Raw genomic sequence first — 17,234 nt, forward strand, 5'->3', positions numbered from 1 at the left:
ACGTATATGACACAGAATAAAGGAAAAGCACTCATCATTGGTGCAGGAATAGCGGGATTAAGCTCAGCGTATTATCTTTTGCAGAAGGGATGGCAGGTGGAGATTCTTGAACAGAATGATCTTACCAACAACTGTTCTTACGGCAATGCAGGCATGATTGTGCCCAGTCATTTTACTCCGCTGGCAGCACCAGGAGTTGTTGCTCAGGGAATACGCTGGATGTTCGACAGTAAAAGCCCGTTTTACGTAAGACCTTCACTCAATTCTAATCTGATATCATGGGGATTGAAGTTTCTGAAACACTCTAACCAGAAACATGTTGACTATTCTGCGGCAGCCATCAGGGATCTTAACCTGGTCAGCAGCAGGCTTTATAATGAGATTGCGAAAAAAGATGAATTCGATTTTGAACTGAATCAGAATGGCATTTTAATGCTATATAAAACAGAGAAAGTAGCAGAAGAAGAGACAGAGCTTGCCCACAAGGCAATCAGTATGGGTTTACCCGTTGATATTCTGGATAAAAAAGAAATTCAGGAATTAGAGCCTAATGTCAGGCTGGATGTAACCGGAGGAGTCAATTATAAATGTGACGGCCATATGAATCCCATGAAACTGATGAAGCAAATGATTTCTTATCTTAAAAGTAATGGTGCCATTTTTCATACCCATCATCAGGTAACAGGCTTTGAAACTTCCGGCAGCCATATTAAAGCTGTTATTGCCAACGGTCAGAAATTTACAGCAGACCAGTTTGTCATGACAGGAGGTTCATTCTTACCTGAGCTTGCTCAAAAGGCAGGTATTAAAATCCGGTTAATGCCCGGAAAAGGATATTCATTCATGCATACTCCTGAAAATCCGGTCAATACTTTAAATCATGCTGCTTTATTACTGGAAGCCAGAGTAGCAGTGACTCCAATGAACGGACAGATCCGTTTTGGTGGAACGATGGAACTGGCTTCCCATCAGGATACCATTAATATGAAAAGGGTAGAAGGTATCGTCCGGTCCATTCCTCAATATTTACCTGACTTTCAGATGGAGAAACCCAAAGAATCTGAAATATGGTTTGGCTACAGACCCTGCGCTCCGGATGGACTTCCTTATTTAGGACAATCTTCCCAATTGAAGAACCTGATTATTGCAGGCGGCGGTGGTATGATGGGTTTAAGTTTAGGACCCATCTTTGGAAAAACAGTTTCAGAACTTGCCAATGACCAAAAGCCAACAGTTGAGATAAAGATATTCAACCCCGAAAGATTTCGTTAGAAAACATCACATAACACACAAATTTATGACCAAAACAATTTGATTATTTAAATAATTTATTAACAACCAAATCCAAAAAATTATGAAAAAATTTAAATTACTAGTACTTGTTTCCCTATTTCCAGTAATAGGTTTTGCCCAGGAAAACAGACCTCGCGAGTGTAAAGCAGATGAAATGATGAAAAAACATTTTGAACTGCATCCCGAATCTAAGGCTGAATATGAAAACTTTGAGAAATACACCAAAGATTTCATAAAAAAAATGGGACCAAACAAAAACTCATTGAATAGTCGGATCAACAATCCAACCTACATTATCCCTGTGGTTTTTCATATTTATGGAGAATCTCAAAGTAATGTAAAAGTAAATTACCAAAAAGTAGTTGACTTACTGCAGCAAATCAACTTAAATTTCAATGGAATCAACACTGATTCAAATACTGTAGATCCTGATTTTCAATCTATCAGAGGAGCATTAAGCATTGAATTCCGATTAGCTAAAATCGATCCAACCGGAAAAGCAACAAGTGGGGTGATTTTTCATCCTTTCAAAGGCGGATATGGCAACGGAGGCGGATACGATGCAGAAATTGGCGCAGATGCATGGGATAATACAAAGTATATGAATGTATATATACAAAATGATCTGTATGCTAATAAAGATTTATATCAATCAGGAGTTGCCTGGTATCCGGATTCATACATGAGTTCAGTAAATACAGCCAGAGTAGTGTATAATGGACGTTATATCTTTAATGCTTCAGGAACAGTAGCTTCAAACGAGTTTTCTGATACATTTACTCACGAATTCGGGCATTGGTTAAATCTTCAACATACGTTCAATGTTCCATGTTCAACTGCAAACCCAAATAATGATGGTGACGGAGTTGCTGACACCCCTGTAGAAAATACTTCTTCCGGATTGGGATGTAACGCTGGAAACAATTGTCTCGGACAGAAAGTAAACGTTGAAAACTATATGGGGTACAACGGCTCTTCCGGTTGTTATAAAATGTTTACCATTGGACAAGTTAACAGAATGCTGGCAGCATTAAACCATCCTTCGCGAATGAATTTATGGCAGCCTGCCAACTTAGCCGCAACCGGAGTTGCCAATACTCCACCAAGATTAACTCTTAGCAACAGTACCTTTACAGAGAACTTAAACAATAATGGAGCCGTGTCATTAGATGGAACAGTAGCCTCTGCTCCCCAATCAACAATTACATTAAATTCAGCAACATTTGCCGTACCCAATGGAACAACTCTTACAGCAGGAACACATTTCACTTCTTCATTACCAGCAGGACTAACAGCAGCTATAGTAGTTACAAGCCCAACAACTGCTACACTTACCATCAATGGTGCTGCGGCCAGTCATCCTAAAAGCCAGGTCCTGAATTCATCAATTACATTCCTGAATCCGGCTATAACAGGAGGCACAGCTTCACTAGGGTCAACGACAGCATTAGCATTAACTTTTTCTTATAAAGATCCTTATAAAATAGTTACAGGGACTCCTCTGGAAAGTTATGCCAACCCAACACCAACAACAGTAACCACCAACTCAGGAGCAACTTGGAAATATTTTATCATTAACCCGGAGCTTAGTGATGATGCAGGGTATGGCGCCTGGTACTATGGAGCCAATCAATTAAAATTGGAAACTTATTGGAAAGGATTAGTATGTCAAACTGGAACAAGGAATATTAGTTTAATTCCAGCCTGTACCACCATAACGAATGCAAATAATATAGGGTATCCAACTTGGACTCCCGGACAACTGGATGTGTATACTCCTACCTATACTACCTGGTCTGGTAAAACAGCCTATGTTGGTTTTAGAAATCAATTCGAAGGCTACGATATTAACGGCTATTTCAAAGTGAGCGTTGGGGCCAATGGTTCAAGTTATTCTGTCACTGAGTTTGCATATAATACACAACCAAATGGCAGTATTACAACGCCTTGTGCATTATTATTATCCACTTCAGACGTTGATACAACAAACTCAGAAACATCCATCTACCCAAATCCGGTTTCTGATGTATTGAATATTAAAACAAAAGGGAAAATTAAGTCAATTTCTGTTTATGATATGTTTGGAAGAAAAATGAATGCTAAAATTATTGGGAATAAGGTTGAGGTTAAACACTTCCTAAGCGGAACTTATTTAATTGATATTGAAACTTCTTTAGGGAAATCTTCCCAAAAATTCATTAAAAAATAGATTAGCATTCATATGCTATTTGATTGGGCTTCATTGTAAGCCCAATTTTTTTTTATCCTGTTTATGAACAGTTCTTCATTTATTTACGTATTTTTATTCTGTAATTATGATACAATGCAATTTAAAAACGAGAGGATCATTATCCGTGAATTTGCCCCTGAAGAATTTTCATTATTTTCTACTCTTTTTGAAAATGAAAATGTAACCCGCTATCTGCCCTACAAAACTCCTGAAGAATATAAGGAAATGTTTGAAAAATCCTTAGCCGATTATAAAGAAGGACCATTCAGCAGATGGGGAATATTCAACACTCAAAACAATGATTTTGTAGGAATGTGTCTGGCCAGAATCTTTCTCGACAATCCGGATCAGCTGGAAATAGGCTATACTTTAGGAGAAAATTATTGGGGAAAAGGTCTGGGAACCGAAGTTTGTAAAGCCCTTGTTGATTATTGTTTATCATTAAATCATCAGAAAGATATTGTTGCTGTAACCGATCTTGATAATATCGGATCTCAGAAAGTTCTTCTGAACAACAACTTTAAAAGAATTGAGAATCTAAAACGGGTGGATAGGGAACTAGCTTACTTTATGTTACAGAAAAAGTAAACAGATCTGATCCCTCAGAACCGTAGGACTCACAATTCCCCTCCTGTGGAGGGGTGGCGAAAATTCAAAGAATTTTTGACGGGGTGGTTAGCTTTTCCCACAGATTGCACTGATTTACACAGATGTTTGTATATCCATAAAAATCAAGGTTTTCAAACTAAGTGAACTTCTCAACTATTTATATTTAAACGTAAAAGCAACTTAAATGGCTTTATCTTTTGTGGCTTTTGACTTCGTCGAATCTTCGATTTGTGCTTAAAATACAAAGTTTTCAGCCATAAAAACATTTCATTTATACAATAATTTATCATAACTTGCAGCAATTATGATGTCAAAACGTTGCAAATATGCGCTTAAAGCAATGGTCAGATTAGCAAGGAATTATAACCAGGGCTTTCTGCCAACCTCCGTTATTGCACAGGACGAAAACATCCCCAGGAAATTTCTGGAACAAATTCTTCTCGAGCTTAAAAGAGCCAAGCTTGTCAACAGCAAGCAGGGTAAAGTAGGAGGGTATTATCTTCTGAAATCACCTAATGAGGTCTCATTAGCAGACATTTATCGTATTTTTGATGGTCCTATTGCGCTTACCCCATGTGTTTCTTTAAATTTTTATGAAGCTTGCGATGATTGTGTGGATGAAGCTGTCTGCTATCTGAGAAAAGAATTAATGATCGTTCGTGAAAAGACCAGAACAAGCATGATGGAAGCCACTTTGACTAAGTTTATTACCACGGATTAAAAAAATTTTTACTTAAATACTACTATTTTGATAGGAGTTATAGAATTTTGTATATATTTGCAAGACTTAAATCTCAATTCAAAATGGAAAACAGTCTGAAAAATGAATTCGAAAATCTGATAAAAGAGGCTGATGAAGCTTCTTTTCAAACTAATGGACTGCAATTACTGGCTGAAAAATTCCCGGATAAGGTGATCTTTTCCACCAGTTTCAGTTACGAAGATCAGGTCATTACTCATCTGATAAAAGATTTAAATATTGAAATATTCACCCTGGATACGGGAAGACTTTTTGAACAAACCTATGAAACCTGGACCTCTACGAAGGCGTTTTTTAAAAAGAACATCAAAGCCTATTATCCGGACACGGAGGAGCTTAGAGAATTTGTCACAGAAAACGGGCCTGATTCATTCTATCAATCCGTAGAAAACAGGAAGGCATGCTGTACCATCCGAAAGGTTCATCCTTTAAAAAAAGCTCTGGAAGGCTATAAGGTATGGATTACAGGACTAAGGGCTGAACATTCTCCCAACAGACAGAATATGCCCCAGCTGGAATGGGATCCGGATAATAAGATCATCAAATTCCATCCCATCCTTCACTGGACGACAGAACAGGTGACAGCCTATGTAAAAGATCATCATTTACCTTACAATCATCTTCACAAGAAAGGATTTGTAAGCATAGGATGTGAACCGTGTACCAGAGCAATCAAAGAAGGAGAAGATTTCAGGGCAGGCCGGTGGTGGTGGGAAGATGCCAATAAAAAAGAATGCGGTCTGCATATTCATCAATAAAAAAGAAAAAAATGTCAATACATCAATTAAACTATTTAGATCAGTTAGAAGCTGAATCTATTTATATATTAAGAGAAGTCGCAGGCCAGTTTGAACGTCCGGCGTTGTTATTCAGTGGAGGAAAAGACAGTATTGTACTGGCACATCTGGCGAGAAAAGCGTTCTTTCATGGGAAAATCCCGTTTACCTTTGTTCATGTTGATACCGGGCACAACTTTCCGGAAGTTCTGGATTTCCGTGATCAGCTGGTACAGCAGTTAGATGTCAATCTGGTGGTAAGGAAAGTGGAAGACACTATAAAAAGTAAAAAACTGACTGAAGCCAAAGGTAAATTCCCAAGCAGAAACTGGCTGCAAACCTATACACTTCTTGATACCATTGAAGAATTTGAGTTTGATGCCTGCATCGGAGGAGCCAGAAGAGATGAGGAAAAGGCAAGAGCAAAAGAAAGGATATTCTCCGTTCGTGATGAATTCGGGCAGTGGGATCCTAAACTTCAGCGACCTGAGCTTTGGAATATCTTCAACGGAAAAATCCACAAAGGAGAAAATGTAAGAGTTTTCCCTATCAGCAACTGGACAGAACTGGACATCTGGAACTATATCCGAAGAGAAAAGATTGCCCTTCCATCCATCTATTTCTCGCATGAAAGAGAAGTAATCGACTTTAATGGACAATGGTTGGCCAATTCTTCCCATGTTGTACTGGAACCAGAAGATATCATCACTACAAGGAAAATCCGTTACCGAACCGTAGGAGATATGACATGCACCGCTGCCGTAGAATCTGACGCCGTTACTATAGATGCCGTTATCGAAGAAATAGTAGCCACAAGAATCTCAGAGCGTGGCGAAACCAGAATTGATGACAGGGTAACAGAAGCCGCAATGGAGGATAGAAAAAAAGGAGGCTATTTTTAGATAAGCAATTAGCAATGAGTAATAAGTAATAGAACAGACAACTTTTACTTCTTAACGACAGAACATTGCTCATTACCAATTACTCATTATTTATAATTAAAATTCGGATGGATATATTAAGATTTATAACAGCAGGAAGCGTGGATGACGGTAAAAGTACCCTTATCGGCAGACTGCTTTACGATAGCAAAAGTATTTTGCAGGATCAGTTGGAAGTCCTTGAAAAACATTCCAAAAACAAAAATGAAGATGGAGTAGACCTTGCTCTTTTAACAGATGGCCTGCGTGCAGAAAGAGAACAAGGAATCACCATTGATGTTGCCTACCGTTATTTTTCGACGGCAAAAAGAAAATTCATCATCGCTGATGCACCCGGTCACGTACAATATACACGCAATATGATCACCGGAGCATCAAACTCGGACCTGATGGTTATTCTTATCGACGCAAGAAAAGGTGTGATTGAACAGACCAGAAGACATTCCATCATCGCTTCTTTGTTACAGTTGAAAAAAGTTGCTGTAGCCATCAACAAAATGGATATGGTAGATTATTCGGAAGAAGTTTTTGAAAATATAAAATCAGAATATGCAAAAATTGCAGAAAATCTGGGTTTAAATGACGTCAGCTATTTCCCCATTTCAGCATTAAAAGGAGATAATATCGTTTCAACATCTTCGAGAACAGAATGGTATGAAGGAAATTCCCTTCTGGAATACCTTGAAGAAGTAACGATTAATGAAGAAAAAAATAATGGAAGCCGTTTTCAGGTTCAGTACGTGATTCGTCCTCAGACTGAAGAGCTTCATGACTACAGAGGATATGCCGGACAAATATTAAGCGGAAAGTTCACCAAAGGAGACAAAATCCACATACTTCCTGCAGATCTGACTACAGAAATAACAAAAATTGAGATCAATGGTACTGAAAAAGAAGAAGCCTTTGAAGGTCAGCCAGCCGTTATCCATCTTGCTCATGATGTAGATGTAAGCAGAGGAGATATTTTTGTTACGGAAGAACATGTTCCCACCGTTGAAAAAGATCTTGAAATTCTTTTATGCTGGCTTGATCAGAAACCTTTGCAGCAGGGGAATAAATACCTTCTGCAGCAGAACAGCAGACTTGTAAAAGCTGTGGTAAAAGAGATCGACTATAAGATCAATGTCAATACCCTTATCCGGGAGCAGGCAGATGGTGAAATTAAACTGAATGAAATTGTGAAAGTTACCCTACGAACGGCACAACCTTTGGTCTATGACAGCTTTACCCATAACAAAACAACGGGCTCTGCCATTTTGGTGGATGAAACGTCCAATTCAACGGTAGCAGCCTGTATAATCCAATAGAAAAAATGGCAATTTCCGATCAACTCATAGAAAGAATTCATCAAACCAAACACAATAGTATTCATGGATTCTTTGATAAAATAAAGACCAAAAAATGGGTCAAGGATTTGTATGAAACACTCTTCCTTCCTCAGAATGACAATACTGAAGATCAACTGAAAAGAAATTTTGAAGCATTGCAGCAAACACTTTCTGATCAGATTAATACTGTAACAGGAGATAAAGATCTTACAGAAAAACAGGTCAGTCAGTTTTTTGAATCTTTACCGGGACTTTATGATCAGCTGGTGTTGGATGCAAAATCTATTCTGGAATTTGATCCTGCTGCTGATTCACTGGAAGAAGTATACCTGGCATATCCCGGCTTTTTTGCCACGTATGTTTATCGTATCTCGCATCAGCTCTGGATTCAGGAAGTGAAAATTTTACCAAGGGTCATCTCAGAATATGCCCACAGCAAAACAGGAATAGATATTCACCCGGGAGCTACCATTGGAAAGTCTTTTTTCATTGATCACGGAACAGGAATTGTGATCGGAGAAACAACGGTTATCGGAAATAATGTCAAAATCTATCAGGGAGTGACCCTCGGAGCCTTGAATGTTTCCAAAGAAAAAGCCCATCAGAAAAGACATCCCAATATTGAAGATGATGTCATTATCTATTCAGGAGCAACTATTCTGGGAGGCGAAACTACCATAGGCAGAGAAAGCATCATTGGCGGAAATGTATGGGTAACACAGGATGTTCCTGCCAACTCTCTGGTCTACCACAAAAGTGAAATAAAAATAAAGGATAATTCTTCATTACCGGAATCATTAACCTTTGTGATCTAAAAAAACAAAAATAAAAAGTACATTGATATGAAATTTCAGAATGCATTAGAAACGATTGGGAATACACCCGTCGTGAAAATCAACAAACTCTTCGGTTCAGATCATGAAATCTGGATCAAACTTGAAAAAAACAATCCTGGCGGAAGCATTAAAGACAGAATCGGACTGGCGATGATTGAAGATGCAGAAGCCAAAGGATTATTAAATAAAGACAGCGTCATTATAGAGCCTACAAGCGGAAACACGGGAATAGGACTCGCTTTGGCTGCTGCCGTAAAAGGATATAAACTGATCCTTGTCATGCCCGAAAGCATGAGTATAGAACGCCGCAAGATTATGGAAGCGTACGGAGCAGAATTCGTGCTTACCCCAAGAGAAAAGGGAATGAAAGGCGCTATTGAAAAAGCCAATGAGCTCGCGGAAGAGACGCCCAACTCATGGATCCCAAGACAGTTTGACAATCCTGCGAATGTAAAAGTACATGTAGAAACCACCGCTCAGGAAATTTTAAAAGACTTTCCGGAAGGTCTGGATTACATCATTACCGGAGTAGGAACCGGAGGGCACATTACCGGAATAGCAAAAGTGGTTAAAGAAAAATATCCAAATGTAAAAGTTTTCGCCGTAGAACCGGAATTATCTCCTGTTTTAAGCGGAGGTAGCCCGGCACCACATCCATTGCAGGGATTAGGAGCAGGATTTGTTCCTTCCATTCTGGATATTACCCTTTTGGACGGAGTAATCACGGTAGGCAAAGAAGAAGCTTATGAATATGCACTTAATGCTGCTAAAAAAGAAGGTCTTTTTGTAGGAGTTTCCACAGGAGCCGCTTTAGCCGCTATCGCCAAACATTTACCGGAAATACCACCTAACGCTAAAATCCTTACCATCAATTATGATACAGGAGAAAGGTATCTCTCTGTAGAAGGACTCTTCTAAATCCTTAATTAACACCTACTTCAATGAAAACAAATATAAAATCACCAAAGGTTTACCTTATCGGTGCAGGGCCCGGCAACCCTGAACTGATCACAGTAAAAGCAGTAAAAGCAATTGCAGAAGCAGATGTCATTTTATGCGACCGTCTTGTAAGTTCCGAGATTCTGGAAACCTATGTTAATGAAAGCACAGAAGTCATTTATGTAGGAAAAGAATGCAGCAGAAATGCTTCCACCCCTCAATCTCATATCAATACTTTGATGGTAGAATATGCCCTTCAGAATAAAACTATTGTAAGGCTGAAAGGAGGAGATGTTTCCATATTCTCGAATATTCTGGATGAGTTACAGGCTTTAAAACAACATCATATTCCTTACGAAATTATTCCGGGAATTACAGCCGCTTTAGGAGCAGCAGCGTTTGCAGGCATGCCTTTAACGGCAAGAGGTTATTCTACATCTGTACGTTTCCTGACGTATTATAAATCAGAGATTGTAACTGTAGAGTATTGGAAAGAACTTGCCTTAACCAATGATACCCTTGTTTTCTATATGTCTAAAGGAAATCTTACTCCTCTGGTGGAAAAACTGAAAGCACTTCAGATTTCAGGTGATAAAAAAATTGCAGTCATTGAACAGGCAACAACGCCTTTCCAAAAGGTTTACACGTCATCATTTGATGATTTTAATGAAAAATTCGGAGATAAAACCTTTGCATCTCCTTCTTTAGTTGTGGTTGGCAAAATTGTCAATCTGCATGAAGAATTTTCATGGTTGGAAAATGCCGAGCAGGAAGGTCTTTATTTTAAATCAGTGGAAAACGGAAGTCTCATCCCAACCACTCAAAATTTCTTTGAATATGCTGTCTGAAACTAAATTAAATGTATTAAAACAAATCTCCGGAGACCTTTCCAGAGATGAAGCCATCTGGGCAAGTGGATATCTTGCGGGTATTGCTGGAGGATCATCACTTACGGCCGTTCTTCCAGCACAGGAAATAAATACTACAGTACAAAATGCTGTAAAGAAAATAACATTGGCTTACGGAACAGAAACCGGAAACAGTAAAAAACTAGCTACTGCTCTGGCAACTATTGTTAAGAAAAAAGGACTTCAGGTAAAACTGGCAGACCTTTCCCAATACAAGCCTAAAGATCTGGCGAAAGAAGAATTCTTTTTTGTAGTCATCAGCACTCAGGGAGAAGGCGACCCCCCGGCTCTTGCCAAAAAATTCTATGATTATATTCATGAGAATGAAATTGATCTCAGCGGACTGAAATATGGGGTGCTGGCATTGGGAGACAGCAGTTATCCGCTGTTCTGCCAAACCGGTGAAGATGTAGACTCACGCTTTGAAATACTGGGTGCTCAGCGCATTATTCCATTGAAAAAGTGTGATATAGATTATGAACAGGAGGCTTCCCACTGGATAGAACATGTATTTGAAACAGTCAGTAAAAATACAGATCAAAGTCAAAAAAATGTTACAGTACCCAAAGTTTCTTCCGGAAGAAAGAAATATAAGGGAAAAGTGTCTGCTATCATCAATCTGAACGATATTACCTCAGAAAAAGAAACGTATCATATTGAAATTGAAACAGAAGAAGCGCTTAGTTATCAACCAGGTGCTGCGTTGGGAGTAATCCCTTTCAATGCTAAAGAAATAGTCAGTGAAATTATTGCGCTGACCGGGATTGATCCACAAAAACAGGTAGAAACACCAAAGGTTACAGCTTCTGTTGAAGAACTGTTACATAAAAAACTCAACATCAGCTATTTACTGAAATCTGTTGTTGCTCAATATGCGAAAATAACAGGGCATTCCATTCCGGAAGTCAGATTAAGTCTTCTTGATCTTCTTAGAATTTATCCCGTAAAAAATGCAGATGAATTTGAAGAAATCTTACACATATTAACCGCTCAGGCGCCCCGACTGTATTCCATTTCTTCTTCTCCGGAAGCTCATGGCGATACCGAAATCCATATTACCGTAGCTAAATCAGAATTCTTTATTGATCATCAGAAACACAATGGATTATGCAGTGGCTTTCTGAGTGAATTCAAAGAAGGAGAGGAGGTGGAATTTTATATTCAGGAGGCAGGACACTTCAAACTGCCGGAAGCGGATAAAGATATCATCATGATTGGTCCGGGAACAGGTATTGCACCATTCAGGTCTTTCCTGTGGGAACGTGATGCAACAGGTGCAGAAGGAAGAAACTGGCTGTTTTTCGGGGACAGAAATTTTGTTTCAGATTTCCTTTATCAGGCAGAACTTCAGGATTTTCTTAAAACAGGTAGCTTAACTCATTTAGATCTTGCTTTTTCAAGAGATACGAATGAAAAAGTATATGTTCAGCACAGGCTGGAACAAAAAGCTCAGGAAGTATTTTACTGGCTTGAAGGCGGAGCATCTGTGTATGTATGCGGTGCTAAAGAACCCATGGCCCGTGATGTAGAACAAACGCTTCTCACCATTATACAGAATGAAGGAAAACGCAGCCAAGAAGATGCTTTAACCTATCTGGAAGAAATGGAATTAAGCGGTAGATATGCTAAAGATGTGTATTAACAGAAGTACTCAAAAAATTAAAGGAAACAGTTATGAATAACGATAAAGAAAACCTTTCACCGGTAGAAAGGATTAAAACCGGCAGTAACGGACTCAGGGGAACTTTAAAGGAAAGTCTTGCAGATAACTTCACAGGAGCGATCAGAGAAGATGATCAGACACTGATCAAATTTCATGGAATGTACCAACAGGACGACAGGGACAGAAGGGAAGAGCGTGTCGCCAAAAAACTGGAATGGCTGTATTCTTATATGATCAGGTTAAGACTTCCCGGCGGTTTTTTAACTCCGGAACAATGGGTTGGATTGAATGAAACCGCTGAAGATCATTCCACAGGAACCATTAAAGTAACCACAAGACAAACGATTCAGCTGCATGGTATTTTAAAATCTCATTTAAGACCTACCATTCAGAGTTTCAATCTGCAGCATCTGGATTCTATTGCAGCATGTGGGGACGTCAACAGGAATGTTACCTGTACTGCCAATCCTTCGGAATCCCCTTTACAGCAGGAAGCTTATAAACTGGCAGGAAAAATCAGTGAAATGTGTCTTCCAAAAACTAAATCTTACTACGATATCTGGATTGATGATGAACTTCTGGTAGACCGTAAAGCAGAGGAAGATCCTTTATATCAGGACAGATATCTTCCAAGAAAACTGAAAATAGGAATTGCCGTTCCTCCCAATAATGATGTAGATGTATTCATCAATGATATTGCCTTAATTGCGATTATCGAAAATGATAAAATCGTAGGGTATAATATTGCTGCCGGAGGGGGATTAGGTGCCACTCACGGAAATGAAGCTACGTATGCCCGTCTCGCCTCTATCCTTGGATTTTTAGATACGGAAGAAAAAGTATTAAAAGCCGTCTACGAAATCATTACGGTACAAAGAGACTTTGGAAACAGAAGTGACCGGAAACTATCAAGATTAAAATACACGATTGATAAATTAGGTATCGACCAGTACAGAGCGGAAGTAGAAAAGAGAACAGGATTCAGCTTTGAACCAGCGCGTGAATTTAAGTTTACACAAAGAAAGGACCGCTACGGCTGGATTCAAAATCATGAAGGAAAATGGTTTTATACGGTCTTTGTAGAACACGGAAGAATCCTTAATACAGCAGAATACCCTTTAAAATCAGGATTACTAAAAATTGCGCAGACAGGAAAAGCGAATTTCCGCTTTACCTGCAACCAGAACCTTATCCTTGCTGATATTGATGAAAAAGATAAGCCTGAAATCGAAGGTATTTTAAAAGAGCACGGAATTTCAGAACATACCGACGGAGCAAGTGCTTTACGTAAAAATTCTGTTGCGTGTGTAGCTTTAAATACCTGTTCACTGGCACTGGCTGAAGCACAGCGTTATCTGCCTTCACTGGTCACAAAAATAGAGCCTATCCTTGAAAAATATGGTTTGTTGGAAGAAGATATCACGATCCGTATGACAGGTTGTCCCAACGGCTGCGGAAGATCCCCCAATGCAGAAATCGGATTTGTGGGAACTGCTTACGGGAAATATAATCTTCACATTGGAGGAGATCGCTTAGGAATGCGATTGAATACAAAATTTAAAGAAAACATTGGCGAGGAAGAAATTCTGACCACGCTGGATGAACTTTTCGGGATTTATGTACAGAAAAGACTGGCAGAGGAAACATTTGGTGATTTTTCATACCGTTACTTACACACCTTAAATTAATTATATGGCTAATTTTCATTATGATCTGAAAAAAAACAAAAATAATCAACCTCTTCATTTAGGCGGACGAATGTGCATGTGTTGTTGATTCTCAAATAACAGTACAAACAAAGCTGTTTGAAGTTTTTCGATTCAAAACCGCAAAAGTCACAAAAGTTTTAAACACTTAAGCTTTTTAAGAGCCAAACTTTGTGCATAATAAGTACACCTAAGTTTTGTAAAAATCTTTGATTTTCATCTAATGTGAACTTTTCTACAGTGTCATTTTAAACTTACATAATTGAACTAAAGTGTTTTAAAATGAAAACTTTTGTGCCTTTTGTGGTAAAAATAATCAATGTAAAAATTCAGGCAGCTTCATTCTCAACCTAAAAAATGAAGAAAAATGAAAAACAAAAAGCAGGGAAATTTTCTACCAAAAGCAGGCATTATTGCATTTACATTTCTATTTTTTAACCTGGCAGAAGCTCAGCAGCAACTTATAGAGCTTAGTGGAAGCATCAAAAACACAGGAACAAGCAAAGGTCTTGACTCCGTAAAATTACAGATCGAAAACACGCAGGATACCGCATTAACCGATCAATCGGGTAATTTTAAGCTCAGAACAAGGGTTACCATTCCTTTTCGGGTAGTGATTCAGAAAGATGGTTTTACCAGCCAGACGGTTGAAATACTTTCACCTTCCAACAAAATAACGGTAGGACTTAATCCTCAGAACACGATCATTGATGATGTCGTGATTTCAGCCTCCAGAGTTCCGGAAAAGATATTAAGATCACCGATAGCGATTGAAAAAATTGATATTAAAACCATCAGGGAAAGTCCGGCTGCTTCGTTTTATGAAACCCTGGAAAACGTAAAAGGATTACAGCTGTTAACTTCCAGTCTTACGTTGAAAATTCCGAATTCAAGGGGATTCAATTCGCCAAACAACTTCCGTTTCATGCAGTTGGTTGATGGTGTTGATGTACAATCTGCAACACTGGGTGTACCATTGGGAAATGCCATTGGGCCAACGGAACTGGATATCCAGTCAATGGAAGTAACTCCCGGAGCTGCTTCAGCATTGTATGGAATGAATGCCATTAACGGGCTGGCAAGTTTACAGACCAAAGATCCGTTTACTTCTGAAGGAATAAGTGTTTATTTCCGTGGCGGAGTGAATCATGTAGACAATGTCAACCATAAAATAAGTTCCCTGGGAGAAAGTGCCATCCGATTTGCAAAAGTGATCAATAAAAACTTTGCTGTTAAAGTCAATGCCTCTTATTTCAGTGGAACCGACTGGATCTCAAACAACCTGACTGATCAGAATTCAGGATCATTAGTCACCGCCAATCCTAATTTTGCCCTTGCCAATAATCCTGCTGAAGATCTTTGGAATAAGTATGGAGATGAAAGAAACAACCGTGTTGCCGTAAAAGTGGATTACAACGGAAAACCAACCACATTCAATGTTTCCCGAACAGGCTATCTGGAAAAAGATCTGGTAAGCCCTGATGTGAAAAATATCAAGTTTGACGCAGGTTTATATTATCGATTTGGAAATCAGTGGAGAACTTCTTACGTGTATCGTTACGGTTTGCTGGACGGAACTTTCCAGAGAGGAAATAAAATCCGTTTGCAGAATGCCACAGTTCAGAACCATAAAGTAGAACTGACAGGAAGAGAGTTAACTTTCAGAGCGTATGTATCCATCGAAAATACAGGAGATTCTTATAATCTCAAACCTTTGGCAGATAATCTGGATCTGACGAATCTTTCCAATACCAACTGGAAAAATATATTTCAGACCGCACTTCAGAACAGTCTGAACGCCGGAACCAATCTTAATGATGCTTTCATCCTTGCCCGGCAGGAAGCCGACAAAAACAGGGCAGTACCGGGAACTGCTGCTTTTGAGCAACTAAAAAATACCATTATCGGAATTAATAACTGGGATTCGGCCAATGCAGGAGTAGCAGGAGCTCCGGCAACAGGAGGAGCCAAGCTTGAACAGAAATCCCGCTTCTACCAGGGAGAACTTACTTACGATTTCAGCAGATTTGTGAAGATATTCAGCCTTCTTGCCGGTGTAGATTACCGTTTGTACAGCATTACTCCGGATGGAAATAATTTTGTTGATTTCAACCGTCCGGTGAATGAAAGAAATATTCCTTTAGCTGATGGGACCTTTGGGAAAGATGTTATCTATCAGAAATATGGAGCTTTTGCACAGATCACCAAACTTTTCTTTGATGATAAATTAAAAATCAACGCCGCCTTGCGGATTGATAGAAACCCGGAATTTGAAGCCAAACTTAATCCAAGAGTAAGTGTGGTTTATTCTCCTGTTAAAGAACATAATTTCAGGGCGTCTTTTCAGAACGGATACCGTTTTCCATCTTTATTTGAAGCCCTTTCATTCGTCAACAACGGAAATGTAAGAAGAGTAGGAGGCCTTTCAAAAGTAAATGACGGATTAGGCTATCTGGAAAATTCCTACACATTGGCTTCCATCGATAAATTCACCTCAGCGGTAAATGCAGACATGGATGCAGGAAAAAACCAAAGTCAGGCAGCTCAGGATAACAAACAGCTTTTAACAGTAGCCAATCTGCAGAAGTTACAGCCGGAAAAGATCAATTCATTTGAAGTAGGGTATAAGTCTACTTTTTTCAATAATAAACTGGTGCTGGACTGGGATTTTTATTACAATATTTATGAAGGTTTCCTTGGGCAGGTAGAAGTGGCCGTTCCTAAAAACAGCCAGGTAGGAAGCAATGCAGCTGTTCTTGCGATGCTTGACCGAAGCAAACAGGACCGTTACAGGGTGTATACCAACAGCAACAGTACCTACAAAAGCTATGGGACATCTCTTGGAATCCGTTACAATATCACAGGAAATTACAATGTGAACACAAACGTTTCTTATAATGATCTGGCTTCCAATAATAGCTCAGATCTGTTTATTACCGCTTTCAACACTCCGAAATGGATGGTGAATGTAAGTGTAGGAAACAGAGAAATTGTCAAAAATATAGGATTTACCCTTGTTGCAAGATGGCAGAGCAGTTTTATGTGGGAAAGTCCTTTGGCATCCGGGGAAATTCCGGCTTATTATACCATTGATGCACAGGCTACATGGAAGCTGCCTGAAATTCATGCCAATATTAAGATTGGAGCTACCAATTTGCTGAACCGCCGTTACTTCCAGTATGCAGCAGGTCCTGAAATCGGAGGACTGTATTATCTCGCTTTTACTTATGATTTAAAACTGTAAT

At 39.1% G+C, this 17,234-nt stretch carries 13 protein-coding genes; all 13 read left to right on the top strand.

Annotated features, from left to right (window positions below; translation table 11 throughout):
• The first annotated feature begins 6 nt into the window (after positions 1–6).
• On the top strand, positions 7–1,272 hold the full coding sequence (locus EL165_RS03820) for an NAD(P)/FAD-dependent oxidoreductase (RefSeq protein WP_002979368.1): 1,266 nt from the start codon (positions 7–9) through the stop codon (positions 1,270–1,272).
• A gap of 82 nt (positions 1,273–1,354) precedes the next feature.
• On the top strand, positions 1,355–3,502 hold the full coding sequence (locus tag EL165_RS03825) for a zinc-dependent metalloprotease (RefSeq protein ID WP_002979367.1): 2,148 nt from the start codon (positions 1,355–1,357) through the stop codon (positions 3,500–3,502).
• Positions 3,503–3,616: 114 nt separating this feature from the next.
• The gene (locus EL165_RS03830; protein WP_002979366.1) at positions 3,617–4,111 is read left to right on the top strand and encodes a GNAT family N-acetyltransferase; all 495 of its coding nucleotides are present in this window, start codon (positions 3,617–3,619) and stop codon (positions 4,109–4,111) included.
• Positions 4,112–4,436: 325 nt separating this feature from the next.
• Entirely contained in the window at positions 4,437–4,853 is a 417-nt protein-coding gene (locus EL165_RS03835) for an RrF2 family transcriptional regulator (protein ID WP_002979365.1), read from the top strand.
• Between the two features lie 83 nt (positions 4,854–4,936).
• Positions 4,937–5,650 carry a phosphoadenylyl-sulfate reductase gene (locus tag EL165_RS03840; protein ID WP_002979364.1) on the top strand — a complete coding sequence of 238 codons (714 nt, stop codon included), beginning with the start codon at positions 4,937–4,939 and terminating at the stop codon, positions 5,648–5,650.
• Between the two features lie 11 nt (positions 5,651–5,661).
• On the top strand, positions 5,662–6,570 hold the full coding sequence (gene cysD, locus EL165_RS03845) for a sulfate adenylyltransferase subunit CysD (RefSeq protein ID WP_041461482.1): 909 nt from the start codon (positions 5,662–5,664) through the stop codon (positions 6,568–6,570).
• A 107-nt stretch (positions 6,571–6,677) separates the two neighbouring features.
• Positions 6,678–7,916 carry a sulfate adenylyltransferase subunit 1 gene (locus EL165_RS03850; protein ID WP_002979362.1) on the top strand — a complete coding sequence of 413 codons (1,239 nt, stop codon included), beginning with the start codon at positions 6,678–6,680 and terminating at the stop codon, positions 7,914–7,916.
• Positions 7,917–7,921: 5 nt separating this feature from the next.
• A complete protein-coding gene (epsC, locus tag EL165_RS03855) occupies positions 7,922–8,752 on the top strand; it encodes a serine O-acetyltransferase EpsC (RefSeq protein ID WP_002979361.1) in 831 nt (276 codons plus the stop codon).
• 27 nt (positions 8,753–8,779) lie between these two features.
• On the top strand, positions 8,780–9,691 hold the full coding sequence (cysK, locus tag EL165_RS03860) for a cysteine synthase A (RefSeq protein ID WP_002979360.1): 912 nt from the start codon (positions 8,780–8,782) through the stop codon (positions 9,689–9,691).
• A gap of 23 nt (positions 9,692–9,714) precedes the next feature.
• Positions 9,715–10,560, top strand: coding sequence for a uroporphyrinogen-III C-methyltransferase (gene cobA / locus EL165_RS03865; protein WP_002979359.1), 846 nt, complete (start codon positions 9,715–9,717; stop codon positions 10,558–10,560).
• Positions 10,550–12,262 carry a diflavin oxidoreductase gene (locus EL165_RS03870; RefSeq protein WP_002979358.1) on the top strand — a complete coding sequence of 571 codons (1,713 nt, stop codon included), beginning with the start codon at positions 10,550–10,552 and terminating at the stop codon, positions 12,260–12,262. Before cobA ends, EL165_RS03870 begins: the two co-directional genes overlap by 11 nt.
• Positions 12,263–12,294: 32 nt before the next feature.
• Positions 12,295–13,971, top strand: coding sequence for an NADPH-dependent assimilatory sulfite reductase hemoprotein subunit (locus tag EL165_RS03875; RefSeq protein ID WP_002979357.1), 1,677 nt, complete (start codon positions 12,295–12,297; stop codon positions 13,969–13,971).
• A gap of 385 nt (positions 13,972–14,356) precedes the next feature.
• On the top strand, positions 14,357–17,233 hold the full coding sequence (locus EL165_RS03880) for a TonB-dependent receptor (protein WP_002979356.1): 2,877 nt from the start codon (positions 14,357–14,359) through the stop codon (positions 17,231–17,233).
• The last annotated feature ends 1 nt before the right edge of the window (position 17,234 follow it).

The organism is Chryseobacterium gleum, from assembly GCF_900636535.1.
Classification (GTDB): domain Bacteria; phylum Bacteroidota; class Bacteroidia; order Flavobacteriales; family Weeksellaceae; genus Chryseobacterium; species Chryseobacterium gleum.

Bases quoted from the DNA above. Each gene is read 5' to 3' on its own strand.
- cysD (WP_041461482.1), top strand. From the start codon at position 5,662: ATGTCAATACATCAATTAAACTATTTAGATCAGTTAGAAGCTGAATCT.
- cobA (WP_002979359.1), top strand. From the start codon at position 9,715: ATGAAAACAAATATAAAATCACCAAAGGTTTACCTTATCGGTGCAGGG.
- EL165_RS03840 (WP_002979364.1), top strand. From the start codon at position 4,937: ATGGAAAACAGTCTGAAAAATGAATTCGAAAATCTGATAAAAGAGGCT.
- cysK (WP_002979360.1), top strand. From the start codon at position 8,780: ATGAAATTTCAGAATGCATTAGAAACGATTGGGAATACACCCGTCGTG.
- epsC (WP_002979361.1), top strand. From the start codon at position 7,922: ATGGCAATTTCCGATCAACTCATAGAAAGAATTCATCAAACCAAACAC.
- EL165_RS03870 (WP_002979358.1), top strand. From the start codon at position 10,550: ATGCTGTCTGAAACTAAATTAAATGTATTAAAACAAATCTCCGGAGAC.
- EL165_RS03875 (WP_002979357.1), top strand. From the start codon at position 12,295: ATGAATAACGATAAAGAAAACCTTTCACCGGTAGAAAGGATTAAAACC.
- EL165_RS03825 (WP_002979367.1), top strand. From the start codon at position 1,355: ATGAAAAAATTTAAATTACTAGTACTTGTTTCCCTATTTCCAGTAATA.
- EL165_RS03830 (WP_002979366.1), top strand. From the start codon at position 3,617: ATGCAATTTAAAAACGAGAGGATCATTATCCGTGAATTTGCCCCTGAA.
- EL165_RS03820 (WP_002979368.1), top strand. From the start codon at position 7: ATGACACAGAATAAAGGAAAAGCACTCATCATTGGTGCAGGAATAGCG.
- EL165_RS03850 (WP_002979362.1), top strand. From the start codon at position 6,678: ATGGATATATTAAGATTTATAACAGCAGGAAGCGTGGATGACGGTAAA.
- EL165_RS03880 (WP_002979356.1), top strand. From the start codon at position 14,357: ATGAAAAACAAAAAGCAGGGAAATTTTCTACCAAAAGCAGGCATTATT.
- EL165_RS03835 (WP_002979365.1), top strand. From the start codon at position 4,437: ATGATGTCAAAACGTTGCAAATATGCGCTTAAAGCAATGGTCAGATTA.